Source organism: Haliea sp., from assembly GCF_040222615.1.
Lineage (GTDB): Bacteria > Pseudomonadota > Gammaproteobacteria > Pseudomonadales > Halieaceae > Haliea.
Window position 1 is genome coordinate 14,517 of the sequence record NZ_JAVKCQ010000170.1, and the last position, 18,238, is coordinate 32,754.

Consider the following 18,238-nt stretch of genomic DNA (forward strand, 5'->3'; position numbering starts at 1 on the left):
ATGGTTTGGAAAAAGCACGATTATGAAGATATCCCCGGGAGCTACGTGTTCGATGGCAAGATTGCGCACAACGCATACGCCCTGAACAAGCTGTTCTACTCATTTAACGAGGAAAGCTGCCGGGACGAGTTCAATGCGGACCCAGCGGCCTATTGCGACAAGTTTGGCCTGACCGAAGAACAGAAGGAACTGGTGGTGAACCAGGACTTTTTGGGGGTTTTGCGCTCCGGCGCAAATATCTATTTCATGGCCAAGTTTGCAATTCCCCGGGGTGTGAGTGTCCAGGATGCCGGCGCGGCATTTCAGGGCATAACGGGTGACGAGTTCCGCGAAAAGTTGCTTGAGAAGCGGGAAGGACTGGAAGAGAGACTGGAGCAAGAGGGCGGTTACTGGAATGGCTAAAATTATTGGTGGCATAACCACATCACATATCCCGGCGGTGGGCAATGCCATCTCCGACGGACTGACCCAGGAGCATTACTGGAAGCGCTTCTTCGACGGCTATCAGCCGGTGCACGAATGGCTGGAAGAGAAAAAGCCGGACCTGATCATTGTGGTGTACAACGACCACGGTCTGAACTTCTTCCTCGATAAAGTGCCCACATTCGCAATTGGCTGCGCCGACGCCTATCAGAATGCCGACGAGGGCTGGGGGCTCAAGCCCACCGCACCCTTTGACGGTGATGCGGAATTTTCCTGGCATGTGGCTGAATCCCTGATCAACCAGGAATTCGATATGTGCACCTGTCAGGAAATGCTGGTGGATCACGGCTTCGTCAATCCCATGCGCGTGCTGTTCGGCGATCACGAGGTTTGGCCGATTAAAGCCATACCGCTCGCAGTGAACACGGTGCAACATCCGCTGCCTAGCGCCCGGCGTTGTTACAAATTGGGGCAGGCGCTCAAGGTTGCGATCGAGTCCTATCCGGAAGACATGAAGGTAGCCATTGCTGGTACCGGCGGCATGTCCCACCAATTACAGGGGGAGCGCGCCGGCATGATCAATGTCGATTACGATCTGGAAACTATCGAAAGCATCATCAATGATCCGGACAGCTTTGCCGACCAGAGTACCAGTCACATCATCGAACAGGCGGGCACCGAGGGTATTGAGACCATTATGTGGATGGTGATGAGGGGTGCGCTGGGCGAGAAGGTCACTTGTCTTCACAAACACTATCACGCCCCGATATCCAATACCGGGGCGGGCGTACTGTTGCTGGAAAGTGACGCCTGAAAAGTGTTGCGGGGTTCTTTGAGTGAGTAAAGATAGGTAAATCTGATTGCTTTGAACTGCTCTGTTGGCAAAATATTGGCTTTTCACGGTAAGGCGAATTTGGCACCATGATCTCACAGAAAACCGCAAGTTCATTTCGAAAGTACCACCGCTATCTCGGATTCTTTCTCGCAGGAATCATGGTCGTTTACGCTACCAGTGGCTCCCTGCTGATTTTCCGAACTACCGATTTCCTGAAGTACGAACAGACAATCGAGCGCGCTGTTCAACCGGGATTGCAGGGCAAAATGCTGGGATCTGAATTGCGTCTGAAAGGGTTTGAGATTAGTGGGGAAGACGAGAAAACGGTAACGTTCAAACAGGGTACTTACGACAAAACAACGGGCCAGGTGGTGATGCGTATAGACGAGTACCCGCCAGTACTCGCCAAAATGGTGAAGCTGCACAAGGCAACGACCGACAGCCCGCTGTACTTTCTGAATTTGTTTTTTGGCGCTTCGCTACTGTTCTTTGCCGTTTCGGCATTTTTTATGTTTGTGTGGAGGCTGCCCACCTACAAAACTGGCCTGAAGTTCGCCGCTTCCGGTTTTGTGCTGGCAATTGCTCTGGTACTGATGGGGTAGCAGACGGCAACACTGTTGTTGCACAAATGCCTTTCCGAGAGTTGGTTTGTTCAGCTTGAGGGGGCAGCCCGATTGCCTGCTTCCAGTTCCAGCGGGTGAGTTTCGAGTGTGCCGAACAGCCAGTCATAGAGCAGGGTTATGGTGGCATAGTTGCCCCTGTGTGTTGATTTGCAGTGAAATCTGACCCCCGGTGGGTCAATTTTGGGCGGCAATCAACACCCGGGACGCCGGACCGCCCCATGTGAGAGTAGGTCACACCCGGTGAAGCGGGGCAGGCTCTCGCCAGGCTTTAATACCAACCCCAGGGTACCTTGTGCCCTGGGGTTTTTTATGGGCGCAGGTTGGGGCCTTGCACAGGCGCTGGCACGCGGTGCCCGAAAAGCGGGGCAGGCCCTCACACCGGATACAGCGGGATGGCCTGATTGGTAGGCAGTTAAAAAAGCCGCGGGCGACGGACTGCGCCGCCGGCGGCTCCAGCTGAGAAGTGGAAATAGCCTTGCTCAGTCAGCTGCGGTCTTGCTTCGGCCAGCGCGACGCCGACCACCCAACAGGAGTCCCAAACCTGTTGCAAACAGGGCGAGCGCGCCGGGCTCCGGCACCGCCCTTGCAGAACCGCTGAGGCGCAAGGTGAATGTGCTCTGGTTGGCCGAGTCAAAATCCACAGGATCAATAAAGTAGGTCACATTAAACTTGGCCAGGTCCTCAATTTCCCCGGTGCCAGCAAGGCAGGCAGTTCCCGAAACTGGCACGTCAGGACATGTCGCTAGAACAAGCCCACTCACCAGGGCCTGTTGCTTTAACGCATTCTCTACATCAAGAATGCTGTCATACTGAACGCCTTCGTTGCCAACGGCGGTGGGCACAATATTGCCGTCTGCATCGATAGCCCGGTTCATGATCCATTTGTCGAGGCTGGCATCGTAGTGCGCCATCAGGACATTGTCGGTAGCCGGGTTGCCGTCATCGTCATAGAAGTAGCCATCGGGCGCCATGGAGTAGGACATCCAGTCACCGAACAGAGCTTCATAGCCATACTGGCCGCCAAACAGGCCCGTGGTCTGGAACAGGTCTTCGTTCACCCAGTCCAGATTGAAACCGCTGCGTTCACCGCTGAAATAGCCCCGCAGGCGGTCACGTTCCTCGTCCTCACCAAACAGCCCCTCGGCAAAGACTGAGCTGAATTCGCTGCCCTTCGGATCAGCGCCGAAGTTAACAAAACTCAAGCCATCATTGGCGCTGGATGCGATGAAATCACTCCCGATGCCAAATCCCAAGCCGATATTGAACCCGCCAAGAGCGCTGCCCGTATTGTTGCCGTACTTCTGGAAGACCCTGTAGAGCCCGTCATTGCCGTCGGTGAGCGAACCGGTGCTCAAATCAAATACCAGGTCGATCGGGTCGAAAGCCGTCCTGTCCAGCTTGAAGCGCTTGCCGCTCTGGAACGGGCCATTACAGGTTGCGGCGCCAGCTGCCATGATGCAGTTATCCACCTGAGCACCTGAATCTCCAGCCGGCGCATCGTTGACGACCTTTAGTCCGGGGGAGGCTCCTTCAGGCTCCTCCCATTTGATATAGCCGCTGCTGGCGGCGGTGCTACCCACCGGAGCCTGGTCGTAGATTGTGCTGACACCACCACTGACTCCGTCGACAACATTGGGGACCACCCCGACATTGTCCAGGTTCCAGGAGTCAATTGGCGCGGCGGACGCGGACCCTGCCGAAAGCCCGGCGATAGCGAGGGCCAAAGTTGAATATAAAAAGTGATGCGGTGGCTTCACAGTAAATTTCCTCTTGTTCATAATGGATACAAATCCGCCAGAAAAGCGATTTCCGCCGGCTACAGTGCATTAGCACGTTTAATGCCAAGATATTAGAACTCTCTTAATTACATATGGTTATACGGTTTTTGGTGAAGCACGCTGCAGGGTGTGCGACAGCGATCGGTTGCAGGTGTTAAAAATTTCGACAGCCGTTCAAAAAAGCATCGCGCGGTGCCTGTTGCATCAAAAGGCGCCCCAGGATCGGGGTGGAGGCCCTGGTCGCGTGTTTCATGTCACGATGGCCTCGCGATCAGCGAAGAGCATGGTAATGTCTGAGGTGTCAGAACAGCATATCGTGAAGTTTGTGACTATTTTTACCGCAACGTTGACGGCAGGACCGATTTCGATGAATTTGCAGTCTGGTTTCAAATCCGCGAAGTTGGCAGCGAGCCTTGAGCCTTTTTGTCTCAGGTATCCGCGCCGGGTAGGCTCTGTCCCGCGGCGAGCGTTGCAACCGTTGTTGCTAAGCAGAATGAACCATGTTGCGGATTAGCCCCACCCTGGCCATAACGTTGGAGGAAGTGGAGCTGAGTGCCATCCGCGCTCAGGGCAGTGGCGGGCAGAATGTCAACAAGGTTTCCACGGCGATCCATTTGCGTTTCGATGCAGTCGCGTCCTCACTGCCAGCGGAGTGTATAGCGGCAATCATGGCACGTCGCGACAGCCGTATTTCCCAGGATGGCGTTATCACCATCAAGGCGCAGCGGTTTCGCAGCCAGGCCAAGAATCGAGAGGATGCGCTGCAGCGACTGGCCGAGCTTGTCAATGCCTGCTGCAAACCGCGCAAAACGAGGCGACCGACGAGGCCGACGTTGGCTGCAAAAAGGAGGCGTCTCGAGGACAAGACACGGCGCAGCAGCGTCAAGGCACACCGGCGCGGAATCAAGGGCGGTTTGGAAAGCTAGGGTTTCAACCCTGAGCTGGCTGGATGGCTTGTGTTTCCGGGTGGGGCTGCCATCATGCCCAATCAGGCTATTCAACGGAGCACAATGCGGTATGGGGCAGCGAGCTGTATTGCCGGGTAGCAGCCGCGATTTATCTCTACAGGCAGCGGGCCTTATTCTCCTGATCTCCAGTTTACTCATGGGCGTGGGAGCGCTGTCGCTCGAGCTGTTCCCACAATTCACAGCGCCGCCCTGGCTGGCCTTGAGCTTCGACGGAAGTATCGCGATATCCCTCACCGGAGCCTGCATGACTGCCGCAGTGCTCGACAACCGGCGTGGGCGCCATATTGCCGGCGCGCTCATGTTCCTGTTTGCGGCCTATAACCTCGGGCACAACTTGCTGCAACCCGCGGACAACCTCTCACTGTTGACCGGTCACGCGCGGCTGCCAGCTGTCCCCTCTGCGTTGATTCTGATGGTGGCGATTAGCTGCCTGGCGGGCACCCATGACCCGGGGCAGAGGCTGCTGTGGAATATCTCCGCGGTCTTTTCGTTGCTAACAGGTCTGGTGCTGGTGGCTGCTCACTTTGATCCTGCCCGGCGCTGGGTCCATCTGGTCAATACCCAATTCATGCCGCTGGGTGCCGCGTTTTGCCTGGTCCTGGCCAGTGGCTCTCTGGTCATTGCAAACTATCCGCTGCGTCCAATCCTGCGCCTGCGGCGCGATGCTTTGCTGATGGCCCTGATGGGCGTGCTCCTCAGTATGACCTGGTGGTTTCTTGGCAGTTGGGTCCAGCACGATGAGAGGCTGCAGGCAGCGCAGGACCTGCTGGACAATTATGCGCTCCTGGTGACCCGCGAGCTGGAGTCGCAAACAGAGCTGTTGCGGCGCATGTCTGCTCGCTCGGAGGCGCAGGGTAAATTACCCTCGGGGCCGCTCGCAGAGGCGGATATCGGCAGTTATTTTCGCGATATTGCCGACCTGCGCAGTCTGGTTTTCCTTGATAAGCAGGGCAATGTCTGGAGTCGGTCCCGCGACACGGTATCCGGGCGCTGGCTGCAAATGGCCCTCGATGATAATCGAACAGCACGCTGGCTGGAGGACTTGCGTGCAGGCAATGTCCCGATCTCCTGGCAGTTCCCGGATGCAGCGCATCCACAGCTAGCCCTGCTGGCCGTCAGTCCCGGCGAGGACGCGCGGCAGCGGTTGGTGGCTGCAGTGGACCTGGCAATTCTCGCCGACTATCAGCTGCAGCAGAACACCGGAGAGTTCGCGTTACAGATTACGCACGAGGGCTCCTCGCTGGCTCGAGCGGGGACAACTGTTCCCTCCTCTGGAGACAATCCGTACATCAAGGTGAGTACGGAGATTCGCCTGCCTCCCGGACAACATGTTCTGACCCTGGAGGCCACCGCGGGGGCGCCCCGGATGAGCACCCCGAATGGCCTCCTGCCGATAGGCGGCGGTCTGTTTGGCCTGCTCTTGACTTATCACCTGGTGATCGGACGCGCTTTGCTCGAACGGCTCAATAAACAGACATCGGCTCTTCGAGTGAGCGAACAGCGTTTCAGGTCACTTTTTTCGCAAAGTCCGGATGCCGTATTTGCGCTGGACCGGGATGGTAGCTATGCGAGCACCAATCCGCTTACCCAGCGGATCCTGGGTATTACGGAGGCAGACCTGCTGGGGCGGGGTTTCGTGGAGGTGTTGTCCAAGGACTCGGTGTCAGCGGCGGACATGAGCAAAGCCATGACCGGGTTTCGGCAGGCCCTGGATGGGCGCCCGCAGCGCCTCTCCATCACCTTCAGCCCGCCACAGTTGGGCGAGCCCCGCTTTTTTGAGGTTGCCCTGCTGCCAATTGTGGTCGATGAGCAGATTGTGGGGGTCTTTGGCATTGCCAAGGACACCACGCAGAAAATGGCGGACGAGGAGCGTTTGCGGGTTCTTGAGCGCAGCCTTGAGGCCAGCAGCAATGCGGTCATTGTTGTCGATGCTCGGCACAGCGGCTACCCTGTGGTCTATGTGAACCCCGCGTTCACTCGCATTCTTGGCTATTCAGCAGAAGCGGCAATGGGTAATGATGGTACGGTCTTTCTCACCGGGGAGTACGTGACGGAAGAGGACCGGGAGGCGATAACCAACGCCCTGGCAACCGGCCAGACCCTGTCTCGGACCCTGCGTAACCAGCGGCGCGACGGATCGCCCTTCTGGAACCAGCTGTCGTTCTCCCCCGTCCTGGACGGCAGTGGCGAGGTGACCCATTTTGTCGGGATCCTCAACGATATTTCGGAGCGCAAGGAACAGGAGAGCCGCCTGGCCTTCCAGGCCACCCACGATGCACTGACTGGTCTCGCCAACAGGTCCCTGTTCAACGATCGACTGGAACACGACTTCTCCCTGGCCCGCAGGCAGCGCAATTTGCTCGCGGTGCTGTTCATCGACCTGGATGAGTTCAAGCCGATAAACGACACGCTTGGCCACAAGGTGGGGGATCAGTTGCTGGTCGGTGTGACCGCGCGCCTGAGTTTAGCCCTGCGCCCGAGTGACACACTCGCCAGGCTTGGCGGTGATGAATTTGTGCTGTTGCTACCAGACCTCAGCAACCGCGGCCAGGCAACGGATGTCGCTGAGCGATTGCTGATGGAGTTGTCGCGTCCGCACCGGGTCGAGGGCCAGGAGCTGCATATTTCAGCAAGTATCGGTATAGCGATACTCACTCCCGATATGCAGGATCCGGAAAAGCTAGTGCAGCAGGCAGACATCGCCATGTACCAGGCCAAGAAGGCCGGCCGCAACACTTTTGAGGTCTTCACCGGCGATATGGACCAACAACTTTCCGAGCGGCTGGTTCTTCGCAATGCTCTCCAGGAGACCATGGACAATGACGAAATGGAGGTGTTCTATCAGCCCCTGCTGAACGCTGCGGGTCGCCTTGAGGGTCTGGAGGCACTGCTGCGCTGGCACCGGCGCGATGGTGACGCTGTCCCCCCTGCCACCTTCATTCCTCTCGCCGAGGAAACCGGCCAGATTATCCAGCTCAGTCGCTGGTTGATGGAACGCGCCTTCCGCGATGCGGTGGGACTGCAGCAACAAGGCCTGTTGCGAGGCAGGCTCGCGCTCAATGTATCGCCGACACAGTTCCATCGGGAGAGCTTCCTGCCAGTCCTGAAATCGGTTCTGGAGAGCAGCGGTTTAGGTCCCCAGTGCCTGGAGCTGGAGATCACCGAGGGCGTGTTGATGCGGGATGCGGAGGGCGCCATAGCCACCCTTGAGGCACTGGCGGCCATGGGTGTCGGTGTAGTCATCGATGACTTTGGCACCGGGTTTTCCAGCCTGAGCTATATCCGCACATTACCTGTGCACAAAATCAAGATCGACGGCAGTTTTGTCCGCGGTGTGATCGACAATGCAAAGGATGCCGCCGTGTGCAAAGGCGTCATCGCGCTGGCACGGGAACTGGAGATGCAGGTGGTTGCCGAGGGTGTAGAAACCTCTGCCCAGTATGCGTACTTGCAGAGCCACGGCTGCGAAGTGTTCCAGGGCTTTCTGCTCGCCCGTCCCATGAGTCTTGCTTCGGCTGCCCTGTGGCTGCGGGAGCGCCCCGACCTTTATCGTTAGGCCAATGTCGCGGCGGTGGCCGGTCGGGAAGCACCTCAGTTGTTGTTCAGGGCAGTTCTGGCCCGCTCAATCGTGTACTGGCGAATATTCTCCGACTGCTTTTCGTCGAGCACCCCGGCGAAGCCGACCATGCCATTTTGCCAGTGTGAGCCGCCGCGAACGATGCTGTCCCAGCGCTCGTGCGTGGCTGCCGTCATGGCGCGGAGGTCCGGCGTGGCTCCGCCGCTGACCGCACCGTCTCCGTGACAGAACACGCAGAATGTCAGGTAGTTGCGCTGCCCATCCAGTAATTCCGCGGCGCTGGCCGTGAGCTCCGGAGGGTCAAAGACCAGCGGCGTGGTGGTCGGCGCTGGCAGCTGTTCGCTGGCGCCGAGCCTGAAAACCAGCAGTCGACTGCGGTTGGGAATCGGCCCGGCTTTGAGCGCCTCGCCGCCCACCAGCGCGAGGGACCCTCCCCAGCCGGCAACCACCGCAACGTACTGGACTCCGTCCAGGCGGTAGGTGACCGGCGCTGCCATCACACCGGTCTGGGCATCAAAGCGCCACAGCTCTGCGCCGGTGTCGGCGCGGTAAGCGGCAAAATGCCCCCCCGAATTGCCCTGGAACAGCAGATTGCCGGCCGTAGTCAGCACGCCGCCGTTCCATGGGCCCGCGTGCTGGATCTCCCAGCGCGGGGCTGCGGCTACCGGGTCCCAGGCGACGATGGCACCCTTGACCAGCTCGAGTACAGCTGCCTTGGTCTCCGGGTCGTCCGGTATTGCCGCCGGCAGTGGGTCGGTGCCGGTGTTCCAGTAGCCCGGACGGTAGGTGAAATCACTGTCATTGGCGAACACATACGGCACATCCTGTTTCGGGATGTACACGAGCCCGGTGTCCGGGTTGTAGCTCATTGGATGCCAGTTGTGTGCGCCGATCGGCCCCGGCAGATGCAGGCCGGTGTCGCTATCCCCATAGCGGGCGGCTGCGCGTTCCACCGGCCTGCCGGTATCCAGGTCGATATGCGTGGCCCAGGTGACCCCGGCATAGGGTTCCGCGGACAGCAGCTCGCCAGTGCGCCGGTCCAGAACGTAGAAAAAGCCGTTCTTGGGCGCCTGCATGATAACCTTGCGCTCGCGACCGTCGAGCTCCAGATCGGCCAGAATCATATGCTGGGTAGCAGTGTAGTCCCAGCTGTCACCGGGTGTGGTCTGGTAGTGCCAGACGTAGCTGCCGTCGTCGGGGTCGAGGGCGACGATCGACGACAGGTACAGGTTGTCACCGCCACCGGGGCTGCGGAGACTGGCATTCCAGGGGGCGCCGTTGCCGACCCCGATGTACAACAGGTCCAGTTCGGGATCGTAGGCCATGGAGTCCCAGACCGTGCCACCGCCGCCAATCTCCCACCAGGGTCCGCCCTTCCAGGTCTCGGCGGCGACCGCCATGGCTTCGTTCTCGAAGCCGTTTTCCGGATTGCCGGGTACAGTATGGAAGCGCCAAGCCATGTCGCCGCTGTCCAGATCGTAGGCTGACACATAGCCCCTGACGCCGAGTTCGCTGCCCCCGTTGCCGATGATTGCCCGGCCCTTGACGATGCGGGGAGCTCCTGTGATCGAATAGGGCCGGCTGCGGTCCGTGGTCTGAACTTCCCATATTGTCTTGCCGGTGGCGGCATCGAGAGCGATCAACCTGCCGTCCAGGGTACCGGCGACGATCTTCCGGTCTGCGTAGGCGACGCCCCGGTTCACCACATCACAGCACAGGTGCACGGCCCACTCCCTCGGTACTTGCGGGTCGTGAAGCCAGAGCAGTTCACCGCTGCGGGCATCGTGGGCGAACACCATGCTCCAGGAGCCCGTGGTATAAATGATACCGTCAACAATCAGGGGTGTGGCTTCCATGCCGCGGGCGGTGGGGTAGTCAAAGTACCAGTCCAGTCCCAGGGTTGCGACGTTGTCGCTGTTGATCTCGCGCAGCGTACTGAATCGGGTCTCCGCGGCGTCCAGGCCATGCTGGCGCCACTCCACATCGGCAGTATCGGCTCCGGATACGTTTGGTCGGGCCGTGGACGTGGCGCTGGCGGCGTCGCCGACACTGCTCCTGTCGTCGCAGCCGGCAAGTAGCAGGAGACCGAGCAGCATGGGCAGAAGCATGTTGAGGCTCATTGGAGGTTCCTTATTATTGTTGAATATGTTCAAGTCTAGAGCATTGGCGCGGCGGGTGAAAATTCCTTTGGCAGACTCTGGTGAACAACGAGTGGGCGTTTGCCTGAATCCGGAACGCCTGGCGGTGACGTGCTGCATCCTGCTGGCCTTGTTGGCTCCGGGCCTGGCAACAGCTGCGGAGCTGTCCCGGTTCCAGCGACTGGCGATCAGTCTGGTGGATGCCGAACCCGCAAGTCGCAGCCGTTTCGCGCGTATCGCCTTGCTGGAGATGGCCGAGATTCATCTCGCCGAGGCCGGTCTGGCGCGCAATCAGTCCACCCAGGGCTCGCAGCCTGAGCGCCTGCTTGGCTGGGCCCGCGCTGTGGAGGGCTATGCTGGCGAACTCCTGCGCTTGCACGAGGCGGTTGAGGAGGGCGTTCCGGTTGCAGTGTTACCCGTACCAATAGCAGACACCGGGATAGTTGTGGGAGAGCGCAGCATCATCATAAGCCACCCAAGGAAAGACCAGCAGCAGGTGCTGGAGCAGGCCATTTTGCAGTCTTTCTGCGGACAGGAGGATTGCCTGTTGCTGTTGGCGGCGCAGGTGGAACCGGCCCTGAAGCCAATCCCCGAAACCCGTTCCAGCAGGCCACCCGACTGGAGCTTCACCGCCTCCGGGCCTGTCTGCGAACAAAGCGGGCTACGGGTGCGGTTTCCGATGGCCGGCGCTCGCAGCCCCGGCAGTCTCGTGCAGTACCGCTCACTCTGCCGGCAATTGTTCGCGGAACTGCAGCTGCTGGTCGCTGAACTACGCTGGCAACAAGAGCAAGGTGTCGTACCTGACTGGAGCGCCATTGTCATCAGCCCGATCCCTCATCGCACCGAACACAGCGTTGTTCTCAACGGATCCGGGGACAGCCTGTTGCTCGCAGTTCCCCTCTTGTACGGTACCGCGGGCCTGCTGCCGCGCATCCTGCCCTGGTTACAATCCCTGGTTGCCTCGGGTGATCCCGAGCTTGTGCTGCTGGAGGCCGGGGAACTGGGCTGGTTGGGTTCGCCCTGAGGGCCGCAACGGGCTATCATCCCGCCACAGCGCCTCTGATTCCTGTTGTTGTCGGCTTGTGCACGCCCGGTCGACCCGGTAACCAAATGATTGAAGTTGTAAGCAAATGATTGAGATTGTAAAAGTCCAGACAGCCGACCTGGAGCTGGGCATGTATGTGTCCGGACAGGACCGGCCCTGGCTGGAAACCCCATTTCTGTTGCAGGGTTTTCGGATCGAGGCAGAGGAGGACCTCCGCACACTGCGCAAGTTCTGCCAGTTTGTCTTCGTTGACACTGTAAAAAGCGCCAAGCAAGGCTACGCCCCGCCCAGGAATGTTCGCGTTCAGCGGCCCAGAGTCCCGAAACAGACCCTGTTTCCTACTCGTCAGCTGAAGAGCTATGCCGATAACAGCGATTGGACTGAGGAGTTCCCCCGGGCGGAAACCGCAGTCAAGGCGCTCTCTTCCGGTATCGAAGAGATCTTCAAGCAGGCTGCGGGGGGAGCGGCGCTGGACGTGGTGCGAGTGAAGCGCTCGGTTGAGCCCATGATCGACAGTATCGCCCGCAACCCGGATGCCTGCATCTGGCTGGCGCGTCTGAAACAGCAGGGCAAATATACCTACCAGCACTCACTGGGTGCCTCCATATGGGCGGTTGCCCTGGGCCGCCAGCTGGGGCTGCCCCGTTCGGATCTGCGGTCCCTCGCGATAGGCGGTTTACTGTTCGATGTCGGGAAGCTGCGCGTGGATCCGGAGCTCCTGAATACGGATCGCCCGTTGACGCCGGACGAGTTGCGCGAGGTGCGCAAACATGTGCTTTACGGCGTGGAAATGATCGGCGAGACCGGGCTCATGAATACCGATGTCATTGCGATGGTTACCCACCACCATGAGCGCCACAATGGTTCCGGCTATCCCCGGGGCTTGAGCGGCGATTCGATTCCAATATTTGCCCGTATAGCGGCTATCGTGGACTGTTACGATGCCATTACCAGCCACCGGTCCTACGCCCGCGCGATCTCGCCTTCCACGGCGATCAAAATGCTCTACGATGCCAAGGACATAGACTTCCAGGCGGAACTGGTGGAAGAGTTCATCCAGGCAGTAGGGATCTACCCGGCAGGTACGCTGGTGGAGCTGTCATCTGGCGAGGTCGCGGTGGTGGTTGCGGAGTACCGAACCCGGCGTCTGCGGCCCAGGGTCATGGTATTGCTGGATGCGCAGAAGCAACCCCTGGCCAGTATGCGAACGGTAGATCTGCTGCACGAGACCCAGGACGCCAGCGGTCAGCCCCTGGATATAGCGCAGGCGCTGGAACCCGATGCCTACGGTATCGATATGTCGGGCATACATCTCTGAATGGCAGTGGCAGAGTGACAGAGTCACAGTTGGTGCTGGACCGCGATGGATTTGTGGCGGCGTTGGGCGGGGTCGTTGAGCAGGCGCGCACCACGGGGAATCATTTGGGCCTGATGCTGGTCGATCTCAGCAATTTGCGCCTGATTAATCATCGCCACGGTTATGAAATTGGCGACCTGCTGCTGACGGAGGCCGGGCGGCAGCTGGTAGCCACCAGCAAGCTGCCAAGCACCGTGTTTCGCATCGGTGGCCATACTTTCGCTTTTATCCTGCCGCAGCTCAATACCCCCGCGTTCATTGCCCTGGCGCTCAACCGGGTCCAGCGCCTGCTGGATGAATCCCTGTATATCGATGATGCGATCACGCCGGTTCAGCTGCGCATAGGCCTCGCGGTCAATCTCGAGGGGAAGCATTCATCGCTGGCGACACTGTCGCGTGCGGAAGCGAGCCTGGCGCGCGTCAAACGGGGTGCTGTGCTGGAAATCGATTCCCTGATTGTCGAGGAAGAGAGCTCCCAGACAGACATCGCGCTGGAGCAGCACTTCTCTGAGGCCCTCTATGACAACGCCTTCGAACTGCACTTCCAGCCCAAGGTGGATCTTCGCAGCGGGCGCGTCTGCAGTGCCGAGGCTCTGCTCCGCTGGCACCTGCCGGGCTACGGAGCGGTGTCGCCCGAGCGGGTTGTCCAGCTGGCGGAGGACTCAGGCCAAATGTATGAACTGACGCGCTGGGTGGTCAACCGGGCTCTGCGTGCCTTGCGCGATTGGCCCGATACAGCGGGCTTTCCCCTGGCGGTGAATATCCCGGCGGGACTGGTCAACAGTCCGGACCTGGCGGATATGCTGCAAGGGGCGCTGGCGATCTGGGGTGTCGAGCCGTCAATGCTGATCGTGGAGGTCACGGAGGGTGCAGTGATCGAAGACAAGGAGGCGGGTTTCAACAACCTGCAACACCTGCGCGAATTGGGGATAGGCCTGTCCATCGACGACTTCGGGACCGGTTACTCCTCCCTGTCCTACTTTAAACATATCCCTGCAACCGAGATCAAGATTGACCAGTTCTTTGTCCGCCGCATTCTCAATGACAACCAGGATCGTGCACTGGTGGGTATTATCATCGATATAGCTCACCTGTTCGGTTTTTCGGTGGTAGCCGAGGGCGTGGAAGACGGTCAGACCTTGCAGTGCTTGCGGGAGCTTGGCTGTGATGTCGTGCAGGGCTACTATTTTTCCCGTCCCCTGCCAGAGACTGAGTTGCTGGCCTGGCTGCGGGAATGCGACGGGCAGCCAGGGATTACGGCCAGCTGACGACCAAATTTGACTTTGCCACGGGGCCCTGCAATGACTGAGCCGCTTTATGCCATGGACGACCATGACAGCCTGCCGGCTGCCGGCGCAGTGCTGCTGCTCGCCAGAACCACTGGTGCCCGCCTCAGCGTGACAGCGGATGTGGCTGTGGCGCTGCAACAGTGTACGGCCTTCCGTTCCCTGCAAGACCATGCCAGGCAGCTGGTGAGGCAGTTTCCCCAGCTCGGTGGCAATGTGGCTGATGTGACGCGGGTGCTGCAGCAGGTCAGGGATGTCGGCATGCTGTTGCCGGCAGCGCGGGTTTGCGCGCACGTCAATGCGCCCACAGCGGCCTCTCCCGACCTGGATCGCACGGTGGCCTGTATTATTACCTGTGATCGGCCCGCGGCCGTTGAACGCCTGCTGGAGTCGCTGTTGCGCAGCGCCAGACTGGCGCGGCAGAAGCAACTGATACTGATTGATGACTCCCGCGACGCGGCAAACTGCAGCGCCAATGCAGCGGCGGTGGAGCGGTTCAATGTGCTGAGCCCCACCTCGATGCACTATTTCGGTCCGGAGGAGCAGGCGCAGCTGACCCGGGACGCCATTGCCAGGCTGCCAGGGCATGAGGCCGGAATCCGGTTTCTGTTGCAGCGCGATTCCTGGCAGGGTATGCCGACCTACGGCCGCGCCCGCAACCTTGCGCTGCTGCTGACGGCGGGAGAACGCTGCATCATGCTCGACGATGACGTCCTGAGTGAGGCCTACAGACTGCCCTATGGACAGGCGGGCGTGGCTTTCAGTGACGGCGGCCGCGAGGCGGATTTTTACCGCGATGCCAGGGACTGGCAGCAGATTGCCGTGAAGCAGGAATTCGACCCCCTGGTGGGCCACGGCCGCTGCCTCGGCATGGGCCTGTCCCGGGCGCTGCGCACGCTGGGGCTCGATACCATGCAGGAAGCCTGTCTGGAGGCGGCCAGCGCTGCCTGGTGTGGCCGAATCAACGCGGATTCGCCGGTACTCGTCACCCAGAGCGGATCCCTGGGCGACCCGGGAACCGGCAACAACGCCTGGCTTCCCAATCTCGAATCGGCTTCGCTGCAACGCATGCTGGCCCGGCCGGGTGGTCTCGGCAGCGCTCTGTCGCTGCGCCAGAACTGGTTGGGCCAGGCGCTGCCGACCTTTACCGTGCGCCCGGTCATTTCCCAGGTAACCGGTTTGGATAACCGGGCGCTGTTGCCGCCATACTTTCCCGCCCTGCGCGGGGAAGATCAGTTGTTTGGCAGCATGCTGGATTTCCTGCACCCCGACTCGCTGACCCTTGAGTACGACTGGGCTGTGCCGCACCAGCCGCTGGAGGAACGCAGGGGCAATCCCGCGGGCGATCCAACAGTTCCCAGGGGTGGGCTGGGCCTGCTTGCAGGGTTTATCGACGAGATTCAGCCGGGGGACCCGGAAGTGGGGCTGGCGACGCGCATGGCATTGCTGTGCTGTCGCTTTGAAGAGCTCGGCGAGCTCTCGGACGCGGGCCTTACAGCCCGTTTCCGTGCCGGCCTGGCGCGGCTGCAGGTTGTCCACCTGCAGACTCTGGAGGAAGGAATCCGGGACTCGGCCGCTCTCGGGGAAGATTGGCGGCTCTATCTCGAGCGCAACCGCCAGGCCTGCGTCGCCGCATTGCAGCAGTCGCCAGAGCTGGCGGAGTTACCGGGTGTGCCCGAAGCTATGGGCAGCGCCGCGGTGGCTGCCGCAATCCGCGAGCGCGCTGCCGGGTTTGCCGCAGGCCTGCGTGCCTGGGATCAACTGCGGGAAGTCTGCCGGCTCTGCTAGCCGCCCGCCAACGTGCCCGTTCCGGCAAAGCCGAGTCCCGCGCAGTATTCCGGTCCGCTTGATCAGCGGTCCTTGCGCGCGCTGGCAAAGGCCGCGGCCAGCGCGGTGGCGGGCGCCTTGCCGCTGTCGCTGTTTCTGTGGGAGCCCTTGCCAGGCTTCCCCTCCGGCCGCGGTTTGCCGCCGCCGGGGCGAGTACCCTGGCGCTGCTCCCGCGGTGCAGCTTCAGCCTTGTCGTTCAGGCGCATGCTCAGGGCGATGCGCTTGCGCGGCTGATCGACCTCCATCACCTTGACCCGGACCACATCGCCGGCCTTGACCACGTCCCTGGGATCCTTGACGAAACGGTCCGCGAGGACTGATATGTGTACCAGTCCATCCTGGTGCACGCCGATGTCCACGAAGGCGCCAAAATTGGTGACGTTGGTGACGGTTCCCTCCAGCACCATGTCGGACCGAAGGTCGGATATCTTCTCCACCCCTTCCTGATAGCTGGCCACCCGGAATTCAGGCCGCGGGTCGCGGCCGGGCTTGTCCAGCTCCCGGATGATGTCCGTCACGGTGGGCAGGCCCACGCTCTGGGTGACGTAATCCCCTGGGCGCAGGCCGCGGAGGAAGCCGGAGTCGCCGATGATGCTGGCGAGCGGGCGCTGCTGGCGCGAGGCGATGGCCTCGACGACAGTGTAGGACTCAGGATGCACCGCGGATGCATCCAGCGGGTTGTCCCCGTTGCTGATACGCAGGAAGCCCGCCGCCTGTTCAAAGGTCTTGTCGCCGAAGCGGGCAACCTTGAGCAGTTCGCGGCGGCTGGCGAAACTTCCGGCCTGGTCGCGGTGGGCGATGATGTTTGCAGCCAGGCTCTGGTTCAGCCCGGAAACCCGGGCCAGCAGCGGTATCGAGGCCGTGTTGACATCCACCCCGACCGCGTTCACACAGTCCTCCACCACCGCATCCAGTTGCCTCGCCAGTTGCACCTGGCTGACGTCGTGCTGGTACTGGCCGACGCCGATGGATTTCGGTTCGATCTTCACCAGTTCAGCGAGGGGGTCCTGAAGCCGGCGGGCGATGGAGACCGCGCCGCGGATGGTGACATCCAGGTCGGGGAACTCGCGGGCGGCGAATTCCGAGGCGGAATAGATGGAGGCCCCGGATTCGTTAACCATGACCTTGCGACAATTCAGCTCCGGCTGCTGTTGTAGCAGCTCGCCGACGAATTTGTCGGTTTCACGGCTGGCGGTGCCGTTGCCTATGGCGATCAGCTCCACATTGTGGCTGCGAATCATCCGCAGCAGTTCTGCGGCTGCTTCCCGGGTGCGGTTCTGGGGTTGATGGGGGAAGATCGCCCCGTGATCCAGCAGTTTGCCATTGGCATCGACCACGGCCAGCTTGACGCCGGTGCGCAGGCCCGGGTCCATGCCGATAGTGGGCCGTGCCCCGGCCGGGGCCGCCAACAGCAAATCCTTCAGGTTGTTGGCGAATACTTCGATCGCCTCCTGCTCCGCCCGCTCCCGCAACTGGGTCAGCAGGTCGGTCTGCAGGTGGGTCAGGAGCTTGACTCGCCAGGTCCAGCGCACGGTCTCCGCCAGCCAGCGGTCTGCCGGCCGGCCCTGGTCCCGGATCTGCCACCAGGTGCCGATCATGGCCTCACAGGGATGGGCGTCGGTGGGTTTTTCCTCCGCGTCCAGCACCAGATTGAGCTGCAGAAAGCCCTCGTTGCGGCCCCGGAACATCGCCAGGGCACGGTGAGAGGGGACTCCCGACAGGGCCTCGGTGTGCTCGAAGTAATCGCGGAACTTGCTGCCATCGTGCTCCTTGCCTGCGACCAGGCGGGAGGCCAGCAGCGCGTGCTGCTGGAGAAATTCGCGTAACTGCGCGAGCAGGTCAGCGTTCTCGGCAAAACGTTCCATGAGGATCTGGCGGGCCCCGTCGAGGGCCGCCTTGGTGTCGGCTACACCCTGGTCCGGATTGAGAAAAGCCAGCGCTTCCTGCTCCGGATCCAGGCCGGGGTTGGCCAGCAGGGCATCCGCCAGCGGCTCCAGGCCCGCTTCGCGGGCGATCTGCGCCTTGGTGCGGCGGCTGGGCTTGTAGGGCAGGTACAGGTCTTCCAGCCGGTTCTTGGTGTCGGCAGCCAGCAGTGCCTGCTCCAGCTCCGGCGTGAGCTTGTCCTGCTCGGCGATGGACTTGATGATGGCGCCGCGGCGCTCGTCCAGCTCTCGCAAGTAGCGCAGGCGCTCATCCAGGTAGCGCATCTGGGTGTCATCCAGGCCGCCGGTGACTTCCTTCCGGTAGCGGGAGATAAAGGGCACGGTGGCGCCCTCGTCGAGCAGGCCGATGGCGGCGGCAATCTGGCTTTCCTTGACGGCGAGTTCTTCGGCAATACGCTGGGAGACTGTGCTGGTCATGCTGGTTTCGGGTATCCGGAG

The 18,238-nt window shown here is 60.8% G+C and carries 12 protein-coding genes; 9 read left to right on the top strand and 3 right to left on the bottom strand.

The window, feature by feature from the left end; genetic code table 11:
• The 3 genes from RJQ10_RS14160 to RJQ10_RS14170 all read left to right on the top strand — a co-directional run bounded on the left by RJQ10_RS14160 (window position 1) and on the right by RJQ10_RS14170 (window position 1,860).
• Complete coding sequence (locus RJQ10_RS14160) at window positions 1-402, top strand: protocatechuate 3,4-dioxygenase (protein WP_350147705.1); 402 nt, start codon at window positions 1-3, stop codon at window positions 400-402.
• The gene (locus RJQ10_RS14165; protein WP_350147707.1) at window positions 395-1,237 is read left to right on the top strand and encodes a class III extradiol dioxygenase family protein; all 843 of its coding nucleotides are present in this window, start codon (window positions 395-397) and stop codon (window positions 1,235-1,237) included. The genes RJQ10_RS14160 and RJQ10_RS14165 overlap by 8 nt, the downstream gene beginning before the upstream one ends.
• A gap of 107 nt (window positions 1,238-1,344) precedes the next feature.
• Entirely contained in the window at window positions 1,345-1,860 is a 516-nt protein-coding gene (locus tag RJQ10_RS14170) for a PepSY-associated transmembrane domain-containing protein (protein ID WP_350147709.1), read from the top strand.
• A 500-nt stretch (window positions 1,861-2,360) separates the two neighbouring features.
• On the opposite strand, the gene RJQ10_RS14175 is transcribed toward RJQ10_RS14170, so the two are convergent.
• The gene (locus tag RJQ10_RS14175) at window positions 2,361-3,659 is read right to left on the bottom strand and encodes a choice-of-anchor F family protein (protein ID WP_350147710.1); all 1,299 of its coding nucleotides are present in this window, start codon (window positions 3,657-3,659) and stop codon (window positions 2,361-2,363) included.
• A 500-nt stretch (window positions 3,660-4,159) separates the two neighbouring features.
• On the opposite strand from RJQ10_RS14175, the gene arfB reads away from it, so the two are divergent.
• Window positions 4,160-4,585, top strand: coding sequence for an alternative ribosome rescue aminoacyl-tRNA hydrolase ArfB (gene arfB, locus RJQ10_RS14180; RefSeq protein ID WP_350147712.1), 426 nt, complete (start codon window positions 4,160-4,162; stop codon window positions 4,583-4,585).
• A gap of 286 nt (window positions 4,586-4,871) precedes the next feature.
• Entirely contained in the window at window positions 4,872-8,183 is a 3,312-nt protein-coding gene (locus tag RJQ10_RS14185; RefSeq protein WP_350147714.1) for a bifunctional diguanylate cyclase/phosphodiesterase, read from the top strand.
• 35 nt (window positions 8,184-8,218) lie between these two features.
• Here the strand turns inward: RJQ10_RS14185 and RJQ10_RS14190 are convergent, their stop codons facing one another.
• Window positions 8,219-10,324, bottom strand: coding sequence for a PQQ-dependent dehydrogenase, methanol/ethanol family (locus tag RJQ10_RS14190; protein WP_350147716.1), 2,106 nt, complete (start codon window positions 10,322-10,324; stop codon window positions 8,219-8,221).
• A 91-nt stretch (window positions 10,325-10,415) separates the two neighbouring features.
• Between RJQ10_RS14190 and RJQ10_RS14195 the strand changes: the two genes are divergently transcribed.
• The 4 genes from RJQ10_RS14195 to RJQ10_RS14210 all read left to right on the top strand — a co-directional run bounded on the left by RJQ10_RS14195 (window position 10,416) and on the right by RJQ10_RS14210 (window position 15,818).
• Window positions 10,416-11,366, top strand: a complete 951-nt coding sequence (locus RJQ10_RS14195; RefSeq protein WP_350147718.1) for a hypothetical protein — start codon at window positions 10,416-10,418, stop codon at window positions 11,364-11,366.
• A 106-nt stretch (window positions 11,367-11,472) separates the two neighbouring features.
• Window positions 11,473-12,705 carry a cyclic di-GMP phosphodiesterase gene (locus RJQ10_RS14200; RefSeq protein ID WP_350147720.1) on the top strand — a complete coding sequence of 411 codons (1,233 nt, stop codon included), beginning with the start codon at window positions 11,473-11,475 and terminating at the stop codon, window positions 12,703-12,705.
• 14 nt (window positions 12,706-12,719) lie between these two features.
• Window positions 12,720-14,012, top strand: a complete 1,293-nt coding sequence (locus tag RJQ10_RS14205) for a putative bifunctional diguanylate cyclase/phosphodiesterase (RefSeq protein WP_350147722.1) — start codon at window positions 12,720-12,722, stop codon at window positions 14,010-14,012.
• 33 nt (window positions 14,013-14,045) lie between these two features.
• Window positions 14,046-15,818 (top strand): hypothetical protein, encoded by a 1,773-nt coding sequence (locus RJQ10_RS14210; RefSeq protein WP_350147724.1) that lies wholly within the window; start codon window positions 14,046-14,048, stop codon window positions 15,816-15,818.
• A 62-nt stretch (window positions 15,819-15,880) separates the two neighbouring features.
• On the opposite strand, the gene RJQ10_RS14215 is transcribed toward RJQ10_RS14210, so the two are convergent.
• Window positions 15,881-18,217, bottom strand: coding sequence for a Tex family protein (locus RJQ10_RS14215; RefSeq protein WP_350147729.1), 2,337 nt, complete (start codon window positions 18,215-18,217; stop codon window positions 15,881-15,883).
• Window positions 18,218-18,238 lie beyond the last annotated feature (21 nt).

Excerpts from the sequence above, each read along its gene's own strand:
- RJQ10_RS14160 (WP_350147705.1), top strand. The coding sequence starts at position 1 with ATGGTTTGGAAAAAGCACGATTATGAAGATATCCCCGGGAGCTACGTG.
- RJQ10_RS14165 (WP_350147707.1), top strand. The coding sequence starts at position 395 with ATGGCTAAAATTATTGGTGGCATAACCACATCACATATCCCGGCGGTG.
- RJQ10_RS14200 (WP_350147720.1), top strand. The coding sequence starts at position 11,473 with ATGATTGAGATTGTAAAAGTCCAGACAGCCGACCTGGAGCTGGGCATG.
- RJQ10_RS14215 (WP_350147729.1), bottom strand. The coding sequence starts at position 18,217 with ATGACCAGCACAGTCTCCCAGCGTATTGCCGAAGAACTCGCCGTCAAG.
- RJQ10_RS14190 (WP_350147716.1), bottom strand. The coding sequence starts at position 10,324 with ATGAGCCTCAACATGCTTCTGCCCATGCTGCTCGGTCTCCTGCTACTT.
- arfB (WP_350147712.1), top strand. The coding sequence starts at position 4,160 with ATGTTGCGGATTAGCCCCACCCTGGCCATAACGTTGGAGGAAGTGGAG.
- RJQ10_RS14185 (WP_350147714.1), top strand. The coding sequence starts at position 4,872 with ATGACTGCCGCAGTGCTCGACAACCGGCGTGGGCGCCATATTGCCGGC.
- RJQ10_RS14170 (WP_350147709.1), top strand. The coding sequence starts at position 1,345 with ATGATCTCACAGAAAACCGCAAGTTCATTTCGAAAGTACCACCGCTAT.
- RJQ10_RS14175 (WP_350147710.1), bottom strand. The coding sequence starts at position 3,659 with ATGAACAAGAGGAAATTTACTGTGAAGCCACCGCATCACTTTTTATAT.
- RJQ10_RS14210 (WP_350147724.1), top strand. The coding sequence starts at position 14,046 with ATGACTGAGCCGCTTTATGCCATGGACGACCATGACAGCCTGCCGGCT.